The sequence below is a fragment of the Paracoccus sp. (in: a-proteobacteria) genome, from assembly GCF_030538655.1.
Classification (GTDB): domain Bacteria; phylum Pseudomonadota; class Alphaproteobacteria; order Rhodobacterales; family Rhodobacteraceae; genus Paracoccus.
In genome coordinates, this window is the sequence record NZ_JAUNTO010000013.1 from 37,428 (window position 1) to 50,932 (window position 13,505).

Consider the following 13,505-nt stretch of genomic DNA (forward strand, 5'->3'; position numbering starts at 1 on the left):
GGATGGACAGAATCCGCCTGCCGCTGACACATGTGGTGCTGATGGACGGCACCTTCGCCTCGCTGGTCGAGGGGCGGCGTTCGTCTATCGGCCAGATTCATCAGTTGTTGCGCGGGGCTTGTGGGGCGGTGCCGGGTGGGCGGCTGCGGCTGCACTATACGGCGGGGCAACAATGGAACCGCTGGCGGACGTTCAGCGATATTGCCATGGGCCGCGGGCTGGAGGCGTGGATTTCGTCCGCCTATGGTTGGCTGGCCTCGGGCTATCTGCCGGGGGACCGCGTATTTCTGCTGGGCTATTCGCGCGGTGCCTTTGCCGCGCGGTCCTTGGCCGGGATGATCGGACGTGTCGGCCTGCTGCGGTCCGATGCCGCGACCGAGCGTAATATCCGGCTGGCCTGGCGTTATTACCGGCATGGCGACGTGACAGAGGCTGCGGCGCTGTTTCGCAGGCGGCGCTGCCACCTTGCCGCGCCGATCCGTATGGTGGGTTGCTTTGACACAGTGATGGCGCTTGGCCTGCGCCTGCCCTTGCTGTGGATGCTGACGGAGCCGCAGTTCCGCTTTCACGATGCGCATCTGGGGGGCGAGGTCGATTACGGCTATCAGGCGCTGGCGCTGGATGAAACGCGGGCGGTCTTTGCGCCGCAGTTATGGGATGATGCCAGCGGGGCCGGGCATATTGAACAGATGTGGTTCAAGGGCTGCCACGCCGATATTGGCGGGCAACTGTCGGGGCTGGAATTCGCGCGCCCACTGGCCAACATCCCGCTGGTCTGGATGCTGGAAAGGGCCGGGGCTGCGGGCCTGCCGCTGCCTGACGGCTGGCGCGCGCATTTTCCCTGCGATGCCACCGCGCCCAGTATCGGATCATGGCGCAACTGGGGTAAATTCTTTCTGGCCCGCGCCCCGCGACTGGCCGGTCAACACCCGACCGAGGCGCTGCACCCCAGCGTGCCGCGCCCCTATCCCGGCCCGGCGCTGCTGACCGGGCATCTGGCGGGATACGCGGCGGACAGGGTGCGGCGGCGTGGATGGCAGGGGGCGGGCAGGGCCGTGACGGGCAAATAGCGGCGCGGTGTTACGCCACGGCTTCCAATTCGCGCACCGGGACGACGCCAAGCGCGGCGCAGACGTCGCGGGTCAGGTCGGGGCGGTTCAGAGTGTAGAAATGCAGCCGGTCCACGCCGCCACGGATCAGATCGTCGCACAGTTCGGCGCAGATCGCGGTGGCCAGCAGGCGTTCGCGGTCGCCACCATCGCGCACGGCGGCGGTAAAGGCGTCCTCGGCCCATTGCGGGATCGAGGTGCCGCAGCTTTGCGCGAACCGTTTGGCCCCCGCCCAACCTTGGATCGGCAAGATGCCGGGGATGATCGGTGCGTCAATGCCGGCCTTTTCGCAGGCATCACGAAAGCGGAAAAAGGTTTCGGCCTCGAAAAAGAACTGGGTGATGGCGCTGGTGGCCCCGGCGTCGATCTTGCGTTTCAGCCAGGCCACATCGGCGGCGGTATCGGCCGAATCCGGGTGTGGCTCGGGATAGGCGCCGACGCGGATGGTCATGTCGCCGCGCGCCGCGATGGCCTGAATCAGTTCGACCGAATTGGCAAAGCCGTCGGGATGCGGGGTAAACCGCGCCGCACCCTTGGGCGCATCGCCGCGCAGGGCGACGATTTCGCGGATGCCAGCGTCGGCATAATCCTGAACGATACCAAGGGTTTCGTCGCGCGTCGCCTCGACACAGGTCAGATGTGCGGCGACGTTCAGGCCATAGTGGCGGTTGATCGTCGTCACTGCCTCATGCGTCAGCTTGCGCGTGGTGCCGCCCGCGCCATAGGTCACGGAGACAAAATCCGGCGACAGCGACGCCAAGGCCCGCGCGGTTTCCCACAGGCGAAAACTGGCATCCAGGGTCTTGGGCGGGAAGAATTCAAAGCTGATGCGGGGCGTGGTCATGGCGCGATTCCTTTTCGTTATCGCCCTTGTGCCACGCGGTGCTGCGTGAGACAAATTCATGTTTCTCAACAAAGTTATGAGGCTGGCTCAAGATGCATCTGGAACTGCGCCATCTGCGCACCGTGCGCGCGATCCATGAACAGGGCGGTCTAGCCCGCGCCGCCGAGGTGTTGCACATCACCCAAAGCGCGCTAAGCCATCAGATCAAAGGGTTAGAGGATCAGGCCGGGGTCGAACTCTTCGTGCGCCGCGCCAAGCCGATGCGTCTGTCGGCGGCGGGGTTGCGTCTGCTGCGGCTGGCCGAAACCGTGTTGCCGCTGATCGAGGCCGCCGAGGCCGAGTTCAAGGGCGTCGAGATGGGCCGCGTCGGGCGGCTGCATATCGCCATGGAATGCCACGCCTGTTTCGACTGGCTGTTGCCGGTGCTGGATATGTTCCGCCGCGCATGGCCCGACGTTGATGTGGACATCCGCCAGCGGCTGGCCTTTGCCGCGCTGCCCGCGCTGTTGCGTGAAGATGTCGATCTGGTGATTTCCTCGGACCCCGAGGATATGCCCGGCGTCAGCTTTCAGCCGCTGTTCGATTACGCGCCGACGCTGATGGTGCCCGCCGGGCATCCGCTGGTGGCCAAGGGTTGGGCCGACCCCGGTGATCTGGCCTCTGAGACGCTGATTACCTATCCGATGGACCGGGCGCGGCTGGATGTGTTCAGCCAGTTCCTGACCCCCGCCGGGGTCGAGCCGCGTGTCGTGCGGCAGGTCGAACAGACGGCGGTAGCGGTGATGCTGATCGCTTCGGGCCGTGGGGTTGCCGTGATGCCCGACTGGGTGCTGCGGCGCGAGATGGTCAACCCGGAAATCGCGTTGCTGCCGCTGGGGCAGGGCGGGATGCTGCGCCGACTTTACGCTGCGGTGCGCGAGGATGATATGGGTCAGCCCTATATCGCGCATTTCCTGCGGCTGGCGCGAACCGAACCCTTGCGGATGCTGCGCGGGTAAGGGATTGGATTTTGGCCCGCGTCGCCGTAAGACGCTGCCAAAGCACAGGAGCCGCCGATGCAAAGCGCCAATCTGAACGTGATGATAAAAGCCGCGCGCAAGGCGGGGCGCAGTCTGGTCAAGGACTTCCGTGAGGTGGAAAACCTTCAGGTCAGCGTCAAGGGCGCGGGCGATTTCGTCAGCCGCGCCGACCGCGAGGCGGAACGGATCATCAAGGAAGACCTGCGCGGTGCGCGCCCGAACTATGGCTGGATCGGCGAGGAAACCGGGCAGGAGGTGGGCGAAGACCCGACCCGGCGCTGGATCGTCGATCCGCTGGATGGCACCACGAATTTCCTGCACGGTCAGCCGCATTGGTGCGTGTCGATCGCGCTGGAGCACAAGGGCGAGATCGTCGCCGGGGTGATTTTTGACCCAGCCAAGGACGAGCTGTTCGTGGCGGAAAAAGGCGGCGGCGCGTGGATGAACGATCAGCGCCTGCGCGTGTCGGGCCGAAAACAATTGGGCGAGGCGGTGATCGCGACCGGCGTTCCCATCGGCGCGCGCTCGGGCCTGTTGGGGCAGGGGCTACGCGATATGGCCCGCATCGGGCCGCAGTCGGCGGGTGTGCGCTGTCTGGGGGCTGGTGCGCTGGATCTGGCCTGGCTGGCCGCCGGTCGCGTCGATGCCTATTGGGAGCGCGGCTTCAAGGCATGGGACGTGGCGGCCGGTATCGTTCTGGTGCGCGAGGCGGGCGGCTTTGTCGATGGCATCACGCCGGGCGAAAATCCGGTGGAATCGGGTGACATGATCGCCGCCGCGCCGGGGCTGTTTGACAGCGTGGCCAAGATCATCCGCGATCAGGGCTGATCCACCGCAGCCAGACCCTCTTATGCGGCGGGGAAAAGGTCCATCGGACCTTTTTCTGATCCGTCTCGCCCGTGGGATATTTTCGGACCAAAGATACAAAGGCCCTGTGCGTCAGGCGGTGGCAGCCTGACGCGTTGCGGGTTCATCGGCGGTTGACTGGCTGCGGGGGGCCTGCGGTTGGCCCTGCGCCAGTTCGTCAAGCGAGCGCCCGCCGATTTGACCCAGCATCGGCACCGCGACCGTGCCCGGCATGGCGGGATCGTTAGCGGCCTCTTGCGGCTCGGCCTCGAAAATGCCGTGTGTTGTCTTGTCCCAGTAAAAGGGGGCCACGACCACTTCGTAGATGGCCTTCCAGCCTGCGAAACAGGCCAGCGGGTTGTAGAAGTGCATGGTCGGCACCCAGGGCATCAGGTGGCGGTGCTTTTGTTTGCGCACCGCATAAAGGCCGATGGCCATGTTCAGCAATTCGGCGGTGATGAACAGGGCGAACAGGCTGAGAGCGGCCAGCGGTGCCCATTCCGGCGGAAAGGCGGGGATCACCGGATGCGGCAGGCCAAGGCTGAGCAGCCAAAAGCTCCACAGCACCGGGGCCAGCAGATGTTGCGAGACCGAGCCGAAAAACTGCACCTGCATTCCCACGAATGCCTTGGTGCCGATCTGCCGCCACAGCCCCACCGGGTCACGCATGGCGACGCCCCATGTCATCGCATAGCCCTTGATCCAGCGTGACCGCTGTTTCACCCATGGCACGGCGCGGCAGTTGGCCTCTTCGTCGGTGGTGGTGTCCAGCACCTCGGCGCGCCAGCCATAGCGGGCCAGACGCACGCCCATATCGGCGTCTTCGGTGACGTTCCACGCATCCCATGCGCCCAATTGTTCCAGCACGTCGCGGCGGAAGAACTGTGTGGTGCCGCCCAGAGGCACAACCAGACCCATCCGCGCCATGCCGGGCAGCAGCACCCGGAACAGCGTAGCGTATTCGATGGTAAAACAACGCGCCATCCAGTTGGTGCGCGGGTTATAGTAATCCAGCGCGCCTTGCAGACAGGCAACATCCGGTGCGGCAAAGTGAAAGCCACGCGCGATCTTGTGCAGTTGATCCGGGTCGGGGCGATCCTCGGCATCCCAGACGCCCACGATGCTGCCGCGGCAAAAGTTCAGCGCATAGTTCAGCGCCCGTGGTTTGGTGCGGATCGGGCCGTCGGGCACCTTGACCACGCGCATCCAGCGCGGCAGCGTCACCCCCTTGAGCGCGTCGCAGGTCACGTCGTCGGTGGCCTCGACCACCAGCAGGATGTCGGTCAGTTCGCGCGGATAGGTCAGCCGCGACAGGCGCGCGACCAGACTGTCGGCAATATCGCTTTCGCGAAACAGCGGCACCATGACCGAGATCACCGGCAGCGGGCCGTCAAATTCGCGCGGGGTGCGCAGTGTCGCCGCAAGCGCGATCTGTTCCGCCCGTGCCGCGGCATCGGCGCGCAATGTGCTGCGAAACGCCAGAATTTTCAGCACGGTGGCGCAGATCAGCATAAGCACCGCCCAGGCGGTCAGGGCGGCGATCACTGCCACGGGTGACAGCAGCAGCCCGGCCAGCAGCGCGGCGCCAAGGCCCATGGCGATGCGCCCGGTGCGCGATTCGTTGCGTGTGCGGCAGCTTTCAGCGGCGGGCACGCGCGTTTCTGCCTGACGGATCAGTTGCGTGCGGCGGGTGGCCAGAATCGCCTCTTGCGCCTGAGTGGGCGCGCACAGCAGCATTCGCACGATGCCGAAACTGTCGGGCAGATGCGGCAGCAGGGCGTCGAAATCCTGCGGGCGGGCGGTTGCGATCCATGTGACCCCGGCCACACGCCGCCAGGGCACGATCCCTTGTGCCAGACAGAAATCCGCCCCGACGGCGTCGATCAGGCGCGGGTCGGGCGGCGTTTCTAGCAGATCAATGACCGAAGTCCGCCACTGCCGCGACAGTGCCCGCGTCAGGGCCGGTTCCGTCACCCAGCCATGGGCCAGCAGAATCTGCCCCAGCGGCACATCCTCGCGTTTGCGCAGCACCGTCGCCTTGAGCAGATTGCCCGTGGACACTGCCCCGTCTTCCAGCAGCAGTTTGCCCAGTGGCTGTTGATTGCGCGGGGCCAGAGTCGTGGTCACAACCGGTTCAGGCGCAACCACCGGCGGTGCCGGTGTCATGACCGGGGTGCGGCGCAGTGCGAGAATATGACCGGCGCGTTTTGCGCCTGTGCTCTGGCTCATGGGGCGATTCCTTTTCTTGCCCCATGGCTGCACAGTCCGGGTTAATAACCCGTTAAGTGCGATAGATTATTTGCGCCGCTCCTGCATGGCATCCGCGAAACGGCGGAACAGATAGAGACTATCCTGCGGGCCGGGCGCGGCTTCGGGGTGATATTGCACCGAAAACACCGGGCGGCCCTGAACCCGCAGACCGCAGTTCGATCCGTCGAACAGGCTGACATGGGTTTCCAGCACGCCATCGGGAAGGGTCTGCGAATCAACCGCGAAGCCGTGGTTCATCGAGGTGATCTCGACTTTGCCGGTTTCCACGTCACGTACCGGATGGTTGGCGCCGTGGTGGCCGTGGCCCATCTTGACCGTCCTGGCACCAAGCGCCAGCGCCAGCATCTGATGGCCCAGACAGATGCCAAAGATCGGCAGGTCGCGCTCTAGCAGGGTCTGGATCATCGGCACGGCATATGCGCCCGTCGCCGCCGGGTCGCCGGGGCCATTGGACAGGAATACGCCTTCCGGGTTATGGGCCAGCACCTCGTCGGCGGTGGCGGTGGCGGGCAGGACTGTGACATCGGCACCAGAGGCCACCAGTGATCGCAGGATGTTCCGCTTGGCCCCGTAATCCAGTGCTACCACCTTGAACGGGTGTTCCGGGGCGGGCGTGTCAAAGCCCTTGCCCCATTCCCATGTGCCTTCGGTCCAGCGATAGCTTTGTATGCAAGAGACTTCTTTCGCCAGATCCAGACCGACCAGCCCCTGCCAGTCGCGCGCCTTGGCGACCATGGCGGCGATGTCGAAATTGCCGTCGGGATCATGCGCCAGCACCACATGCGGTGCACCTTGCTGCCGGATCGCGCGGGTCAGCCGCCGCGTATCGACCCCGCCGATCCCGATGCGGCCGCGTGCGGCCATCCATGCCGACAGCTCGTTCGTGGCGCGCCAGTTCGACGGCTCGGTCGGGTTCCAGCGGACCACGATACCGGCGGCGACGGGATCAGCGGCCTCGTCATCCTGAGGCGTGACGCCGGTGTTGCCGATATGCGGAAAGGTAAAGGTCACGACCTGGCTGGCATAGGATGGATCGGTCATGATTTCCTGATAGCCGGTCATCGCGGTGTTAAAGACCAGCTCGGCGACCACCTGTCCGGTGGCACCAAAGCCTTGCCCATAAAACACGGTGCCGTCGGCAAGCGCGAGGCAGGCGGTTGGTTTTGTGGCCATGGCGGCACCTCTGTCTGAAATCATCGGGTGAATAGGGGGGGCGCAGCGCGGGGTCAAGGCTTGCGGGTTGAAAACCGGCCCGCCGGGACATAAATGGCCGGTTTTCGGAACTGGCCCTGCGGCCATCAGAAAGGACAGACCATGGATTTGCGGACCCGGCTGCTGGCCGACACCAAAGAGGCAATGAAGCTGCGCGATACGGCTCGCCTGTCCACGCTGCGTCTGATCGGCGCGGCACTGAAGGATCGCGAGATCGCGGCCCGCGGCGAGGCGGGTGAGACCGCAGAACTGGGCGATGCCGATCTGATCGCGATCCTGTCCAAGATGGTCAAACAACGGCAGGAATCGGCGCGCGCCTATGAGGAAGGCGGGCGGCTGGAGCTGGCGGAAAAGGAACTGGCCGAAATCGTGGTGATTCAGGATTACCTGCCCCGGCAGTTGACCGGCGACGAGGCCGAGGCGGCCATCGCCGCCGTCATCGCCGATCTGGGTGCTGGGTCGATCCGCGACATGGGCCGCGTGATGGCCGAATTGCGTGCCCGTTACGCCGGGCAGATGGATTTCGGTGCCGTTGGCCCGCTGGTCAAGACGCGGCTGATGGGCTGAACCCAACCGCCTTGCGGCGCGTTATGCGGGCAGAAGGTGACTTATGTCCGCAAAATCCAAAGCTCAGCAACGCGCCGCCGGTGCCGCCCTGTCCGCCAAGCGTGGTGACACCAAGGTGGGCGACCTGCAAGGCGCCTCGCGCGAGATGTATGACAGTATGACCGAGGCAGAGCTGGAAAAACTGGCCTCGACCCCGCTGGATGGCCTGCCCGATCACGTCGAGGATGACTGACCCCTTGCCGGATCGTGTTTCTCACCGCATGATCCGGCCATGAACGCGATGACCGTCCTTCTCATGCTGCTTGCCCTGCCTTCTGGCGGATCGGCGGGGGCTGTCTGACGTTGTTTCCCACCGAGCCCGCCGCATCTGCCGGCGAGTTTGCCGGCGCGCGGCTTTGCCAAAGGACCGGATAATGAGCGACGATCCCCCCTTTACCCTGCGTGCCTTTGAACCCGAGGACGTGCCCGGCCTCACAGAAATGCTGAACATGCCCGGCGTCATTCACGGCACCTTGCAGCGCCCGTTTCAGTCGGTCGCGACACGGCGCAAGATCAATGACGGCTTTTCGGCGCTGGTGCAGATCATGGCCGAATCGGACGGCAAGCTGGTCGGGCATGGCTCGCTGATGGGCAACCCGAACCCGCGCCGCGCCCACGCCGCCAGCCTCGGGATGAGCGTCCGCGATGATTTCAGGCGGCGCGGCGTCGGGGATGCGCTGCTGACGGCATTGAGGGCACAGGCCCGCGATTGGCTTGGCATCCGGCGGCTGGAGCTTGAGGTTTTCGCCGACAACGCCCCCGCCATCGCGCTCTACGAGAAACACGGCTTCCAGACCGAAGGCCGGATGCGCGCCCATGCTCTGCGCGGGGGCGAATTGATCGACACGTTGGTTATGGCGCGGCTGTTCTGACCCGCTGATTGTCTTTCGTTTCCAAATATCCCGGGGGAATCCGGCCCCGGGCCGGATGGGGGCTGGCCCCCTATCGCAACGCCGCCAACCGCCGCAACAGATCGCCGTGCAGCGCCCGCCGTTCATCCGGCGTCAGAAACGCGCCCAGCTCCAATTCACGCTGACCATCGGTCAGGATCAGATAATCCTCGACCGGACCTGCCCGCAGCACCGGACGCACCCAATAGCTGTTGGCCTGCCAGTGACGATCCGCCCGGCCCGGATCACGGCGAGTCAGACTGACCTGATCGCGGGTCAGTGTCAGGACTTCCTGCGTCCGACCCGTGCGATAGCTGCGCCCGATGGCGAACCACAGCCCCCACAGCGCAAGCCCGGTAAAAGGCAGCAACCCCCACAGGATCGACGTCCCGACCACAGCGATCAGCGGCAGGCACAGGGCCACCGCCGTCACCCCGATCACCCAGACAAACCCTCGCACCGACAGCGAGCGATAGGGCCAGGCGGTAAGTTGCGCTCCGCCGGGGCTGTCCTGCCATTCATAGGGCATGGGAGTGCAGCGAAGGGTGGATGTCCAAGGGCTGACAGAAACGCAGATAATATCCGTCCGGGTCGGCCACGATGAACTGCCGCTGGCCAAGCTCTGTATCGCCCGCACGATACCATTTCTCTTCCGGTTCCAGGATCAAAGGCCAGCCCCGCGCGGTCAGCGCATCCAAAAGCGGCTGGATGTCATCCAGCGTGATCTCAAGGTTCATGCCACGCCCCAAAGGGCGGTCTCCCGGCGTCAGCGTCGCGTCAAAATTTCGCCCGACGGACAGCGCGTCGATCATCAACTCGGCACCGCCAAGGCGCAGATAGGCAAAGCGGTCCTCGGGACGGTCATAGACCACCTGCCAGCCCAGAATGTCACAGTAGAACCGCCGCGAGGCGCCGAAATCCGTGACGGTCAGTTCGGGGACCAGTGATGGCATCAATGCCCTCTTATGAAAAAGCCCCGCATCTCTGCGGGGCTTTGATTAACGTCCACCCGGATCAATGGGCGTGGCTGCGATCCCAATCCTCGCGCTTGGGCAGCTGCTCGAACGTGTGCTCGGGCGGGGGCGAGGGCAGGGTCCATTCCAGCGTGTCGGCATGTTCATTCCAGTAGTTTTTCTGGGTCACACGCTGGCCTGCGAACAGCGTGTAAAAGACGATGCCGATAAAGAACAGGAACGACGCGAACGAGATATAGGCCCCGATCGACGAGATATTGTTCCAGTAGGCGTATTCGATCGGATAATCGATATAGCGACGTGGCATCCCCTGACGGCCCAGGAAATGCTGCGGGAAGAAGATCAGATTCGATCCGATGAACATCATCCAGAAGTGCAGCTTGCCCGCCCATTCAGGATACTGACGGCCCGACATCTTGCCGATCCAGAAATAGACCCCGGCAAAGATCGCATAGACCGCACCCAGCGACATCACATAGTGGAAATGCGCCACGACATAGTAGGTGTCATGGTAAACGCGGTCCAGCGGGGCCTGCGACAGCACCACCCCGGTCACGCCGCCGACGGTGAACAGGAACAGAAAGCCGAACGACCACAGCATCGGGGTTTTGAACTCGACCGAGCCGCCCCACATGGTGGCGATCCAGCTGAACACCTTGATGCCGGTGGGCACGGCGATGGTCATGGTGGCCAGCATGAAATAGGCCTGCTGCGTCACCGACATACCGACAGTATACATATGGTGCGCCCAGACGACAAAGCCCAGCGCGCCGATAGCTGCCATGGCCAGCACCATCGGCAGATAGCCGAAGATCGGCTTTTTCGAAAAGGTTGCGATGACGTGGCTGATGATGCCAAATCCCGGCAGGATAATCATATACACTTCCGGGTGGCCAAAGAACCACAGGATGTGCTGATACAGGATCGGGTCACCACCGCCGGCCGGGTTAAAGAAGTTGGTGTCGAAGTTGCGATCCATCAGCAACATGGTGATCGCGCCCGCCAGAACCGGCAGCGACAGCAGGATCATCCAGGCGGTGATGAACACCGACCAGGCAAACAGCGGCACCTTGAACAGGGTCATCCCCGGTGCGCGCATGTTCAGGAAGGTGGTGATGATGTTGATTGCCCCCAGAATCGACGATGCCCCCGACACGTGGACGGCAAAGATGGCCAGATCCATCGAATAGCCGCCCTCTATGGTGGACAGCGGCGGATACAGCACCCAGCCCACGCCCGAACCCATCTGCTGGTTGCCGCCCGGCGCCAGCAAGGACGCGACACCAAGGCACACGCCCGCCACATACATCCAGTAGGACAGGTTGTTCAGCCGCGGAAACGCCATGTCGGGTGCGCCGATATGCAGCGGCATGAAATAGTTGCCGAACCCCCCGAACAGCGCCGGGATGACGACAAAAAACATCATCAGAACGCCGTGATAGGTAATCAGCACGTTCCACAGATGGCCGTTCGGGGTGCAATCCTCGGCCGAGGGGAACAGGCGCGCTCCCTCAAGGCACATATATTGCACGCCGGGATGCTGAAGCTCCATCCGCATGTAAACGGTGAAAGCGACCGAGATCAGCCCGACGATGCCCGCCGTGAACAGATACAGAATCCCGATGTCCTTATGGTTCGTGGACATGAACCAGCGGGTAAAGAATCCCCGCGTGTCGTGATGGTCATCGTGGCCATGAGCGGCTGCGTCTGCCATGCGCGATCTCCCTCGATTCCTTTGGGCTGACCTTTGCGGACAACCCCCTATCACATAGCTGTAACCCAGCCTTGCCAAGCAGACAATGCGTCACATGCCGGATCAGACATGGGTCGCAGTCCCCCTCTGTCGCCACAGTGCCGCAGGTCGCTAAACCGCTCTCATCTTCTGTCCTGAAATATCCCGGAGGTGCGGGGGCTGGCCCCCGCTGCGGCGCGGATCGTCAGGGCAAACCGCATGTTCGCGCCCGCCCGCGCAATGAAAACCCCCGCAGGCGCAAGGCATGCGGGGGAGCAAATGCCGTGGCGGCGGGGTCAGTGCGCGCCGTGCTGCGCCAGAAAGGCCACGACGTCGGCCTGACCACGGGCCAGCTTGAAGGTCATTTTGGTTTTCAGGCTGGGATCGCCGACTTTCTCTTCGGTGTATTTGTTCGGGTCGGTAATATAGCCGATCAGGTCTTCCTGCGTCCAGACTTCGCCAGCCTCACCTAACTTGATCAGCGCGTCGGAATATTTGAACCCTTCCTCGGACCCGGCCTTGCGCCCGACGATACCATAGAGGTTCGGCCCGGTCGTGCCGCCCTTTACAATGTCGGTGCCCGCGTCGTCGCGGATCATGTGGCAGGCGCGGCATTTCTTGAATTCGTTCTCGCCCTTGGCAGGGTCGCCCGCCTCTTGCGCGAAAACGGGGGCGGTCATCGTCAACATGGCGAGAGAGGCGAAGATCGTGGCTTTCATGGCTTTGTCCTAACGAACTGCGATTCGGGGATTTGTGCCCCCCAGACGCAGATTGTTAGCACCACGCCGGGACGCCGCAACACTCAAATCCGGCCATGCAGATGCCGTCAGCGGCTTGTCGCGGGAATATGATGGCACCTATCCGGGAAAGTGCCGGGCAAAGGTGGCGCGCAGGGCCACGTCCAGATCATCCATCCCCACCGGCAGGCCCAGATCGACAAGACTGGTCACGCCATGCCCGGAAATGCCGCAGGGCACGATGCCGGCGTAATGGCCAAGGTCGGGTTCGACATTGATCGAGATGCCGTGAAAGCTGATCCATTTGCGCAGCTTGATGCCGATGGCGGCGATCTTGTCATCGCGGGGCGAGCCATCGGGCAGGGCGGGCTTGTCAGGGCGCGCGACCCAGACGCCCACCCGGCCATCGCGGATTTCGCCCCGGATGCCGAATTCCGCCAGCGCGTCGATGACCCAGTTTTCCAGCCCGGTGACAAAGGCGCGAATGTCGCGCCCGCGCCGGTTCAGGTCCAGCATCACATAGGCGATCCGCTGCCCCGGCCCATGATAGGTATATTGCCCGCCGCGCCCGGTTTCATGCACCGGAAAGCGGCGGTCCAGCAGATCACCGGCTCTGGCGCTGGTCCCGGCGGTATACAGTGGCGGGTGCTCGACCAGCCAGATGGCCTCGTCCGCGGTGTCCGCCGCAATGGCCGCCACCCGCGCTTCCATGAACGCCACCGCCTGATGATAATCGGTCAGGCCCGTTGATGTGATCCATTCCACCATGGGCGCGGATTGGCCCAGCCTCGCCGCCGCGTCAATCCCCGCGCGGATGCACGAATCCTCTTTTCATCCGCGTGCGGCTGTTTTATGACCCCGCCCACTGCCCGAAGATGCGGTCGTGGCGGAATTGGTAGACGCGCAGCGTTGAGGTCGCTGTTCCTTAACCGGAGTGGAAGTTCGAGTCTTCTCGACCGCACCATTTAGTTTCGTTAAGCCCCTGCTATCGTGGGGGCTTTTCAGTTTTCAGGCTTACTATTCCACCCGTCATTCCACCGAAGGCCACGGGCTTTCCGTCTCATTTCGGCATACCAGCATACACCCGATGGCTGATCTTGAGGGCTTCGCGCTGCGCCCGCACGGCTTCGCGCACGCCGATGAAATCGCCTTCGCTTGTCTCGATTGAGGCGATGGCCATTTTCAGGAACCGGATCACCTGTTCGCAATCCTCCTCCATCATGATCCGGCCTGCGGCCCGAGGGTCGTGTATCATGGTCATGTTC

At 63.7% G+C, this 13,505-nt stretch carries 15 protein-coding genes and 1 tRNA gene; 7 read left to right on the top strand and 9 right to left on the bottom strand.

Annotated features, from left to right (window positions below; translation table 11 throughout):
• Nucleotides 1-2: 2 nt before the first annotated feature.
• Nucleotides 3-1,070 (top strand): DUF2235 domain-containing protein, encoded by a 1,068-nt coding sequence (locus tag Q4G22_RS10130; RefSeq protein WP_303385788.1) that lies wholly within the window; start codon nt 3-5, stop codon nt 1,068-1,070.
• Nucleotides 1,071-1,080: 10 nt separating this feature from the next.
• On the opposite strand, the gene metF is transcribed toward Q4G22_RS10130, so the two are convergent.
• Nucleotides 1,081-1,953 carry a methylenetetrahydrofolate reductase [NAD(P)H] gene (gene metF / locus Q4G22_RS10135; protein WP_303385789.1) on the bottom strand — a complete coding sequence of 291 codons (873 nt, stop codon included), beginning with the start codon at nt 1,951-1,953 and terminating at the stop codon, nt 1,081-1,083.
• Nucleotides 1,954-2,045: 92 nt separating this feature from the next.
• Here metF and Q4G22_RS10140 point away from each other — a divergent pair, with 92 nt between their 5' ends.
• Both Q4G22_RS10140 and Q4G22_RS10145 read left to right on the top strand, forming a co-directional pair.
• Nucleotides 2,046-2,951, top strand: a complete 906-nt coding sequence (locus Q4G22_RS10140; RefSeq protein WP_303385790.1) for a LysR family transcriptional regulator — start codon at nt 2,046-2,048, stop codon at nt 2,949-2,951.
• 57 nt (nt 2,952-3,008) lie between these two features.
• A complete protein-coding gene (locus Q4G22_RS10145) occupies nt 3,009-3,800 on the top strand; it encodes an inositol monophosphatase family protein (protein WP_303385791.1) in 792 nt (263 codons plus the stop codon).
• Nucleotides 3,801-3,911: 111 nt separating this feature from the next.
• Here Q4G22_RS10145 and Q4G22_RS10150 read toward each other — a convergent pair whose 3' ends face one another.
• Complete coding sequence (locus Q4G22_RS10150; RefSeq protein ID WP_303385792.1) at nt 3,912-6,047, bottom strand: glycosyltransferase family 2 protein; 2,136 nt, start codon at nt 6,045-6,047, stop codon at nt 3,912-3,914.
• 66 nt (nt 6,048-6,113) lie between these two features.
• Entirely contained in the window at nt 6,114-7,262 is a 1,149-nt protein-coding gene (gene carA, locus Q4G22_RS10155; protein WP_303385793.1) for a glutamine-hydrolyzing carbamoyl-phosphate synthase small subunit, read from the bottom strand.
• Between the two features lie 141 nt (nt 7,263-7,403).
• Here carA and Q4G22_RS10160 point away from each other — a divergent pair, with 141 nt between their 5' ends.
• The 3 genes from Q4G22_RS10160 to Q4G22_RS10170 all read left to right on the top strand — a co-directional run bounded on the left by Q4G22_RS10160 (nt 7,404) and on the right by Q4G22_RS10170 (nt 8,779).
• Entirely contained in the window at nt 7,404-7,868 is a 465-nt protein-coding gene (locus Q4G22_RS10160) for a GatB/YqeY domain-containing protein (RefSeq protein ID WP_303385794.1), read from the top strand.
• Nucleotides 7,869-7,911: 43 nt separating this feature from the next.
• Nucleotides 7,912-8,100, top strand: a complete 189-nt coding sequence (locus tag Q4G22_RS10165; RefSeq protein WP_303385795.1) for a DUF3008 family protein — start codon at nt 7,912-7,914, stop codon at nt 8,098-8,100.
• Between the two features lie 181 nt (nt 8,101-8,281).
• Complete coding sequence (locus tag Q4G22_RS10170) at nt 8,282-8,779, top strand: GNAT family N-acetyltransferase (RefSeq protein ID WP_303385796.1); 498 nt, start codon at nt 8,282-8,284, stop codon at nt 8,777-8,779.
• 70 nt (nt 8,780-8,849) lie between these two features.
• Here the strand turns inward: Q4G22_RS10170 and Q4G22_RS10175 are convergent, their stop codons facing one another.
• From Q4G22_RS10175 to lipB, 5 genes are all read right to left on the bottom strand, one after another.
• The gene (locus Q4G22_RS10175; RefSeq protein ID WP_303385797.1) at nt 8,850-9,326 is read right to left on the bottom strand and encodes a DUF2244 domain-containing protein; all 477 of its coding nucleotides are present in this window, start codon (nt 9,324-9,326) and stop codon (nt 8,850-8,852) included.
• Nucleotides 9,316-9,750, bottom strand: a complete 435-nt coding sequence (locus Q4G22_RS10180) for a VOC family protein (RefSeq protein WP_303385798.1) — start codon at nt 9,748-9,750, stop codon at nt 9,316-9,318. The genes Q4G22_RS10175 and Q4G22_RS10180 overlap by 11 nt, the downstream gene beginning before the upstream one ends.
• Before the next feature lie 61 nt (nt 9,751-9,811).
• On the bottom strand, nt 9,812-11,485 hold the full coding sequence (locus Q4G22_RS10185; RefSeq protein WP_303385799.1) for a cytochrome c oxidase subunit 1: 1,674 nt from the start codon (nt 11,483-11,485) through the stop codon (nt 9,812-9,814).
• A gap of 314 nt (nt 11,486-11,799) precedes the next feature.
• Nucleotides 11,800-12,222, bottom strand: a complete 423-nt coding sequence (locus Q4G22_RS10190; protein ID WP_303385800.1) for a cytochrome c family protein — start codon at nt 12,220-12,222, stop codon at nt 11,800-11,802.
• A gap of 138 nt (nt 12,223-12,360) precedes the next feature.
• Nucleotides 12,361-13,008: a lipoyl(octanoyl) transferase LipB gene (gene lipB, locus Q4G22_RS10195; RefSeq protein ID WP_303385801.1), complete on the bottom strand. Its 648-nt coding sequence runs from the start codon at nt 13,006-13,008 to the stop codon at nt 12,361-12,363.
• A 109-nt stretch (nt 13,009-13,117) separates the two neighbouring features.
• Here lipB and Q4G22_RS10200 point away from each other — a divergent pair.
• Nucleotides 13,118-13,204, top strand: a tRNA-Leu gene (locus tag Q4G22_RS10200).
• Between the two features lie 96 nt (nt 13,205-13,300).
• Here Q4G22_RS10200 and Q4G22_RS10205 read toward each other — a convergent pair.
• Nucleotides 13,301-13,501 carry a hypothetical protein gene (locus Q4G22_RS10205; RefSeq protein WP_303385802.1) on the bottom strand — a complete coding sequence of 67 codons (201 nt, stop codon included), beginning with the start codon at nt 13,499-13,501 and terminating at the stop codon, nt 13,301-13,303.
• Between the last annotated feature and the right edge of the window lie 4 nt (nt 13,502-13,505).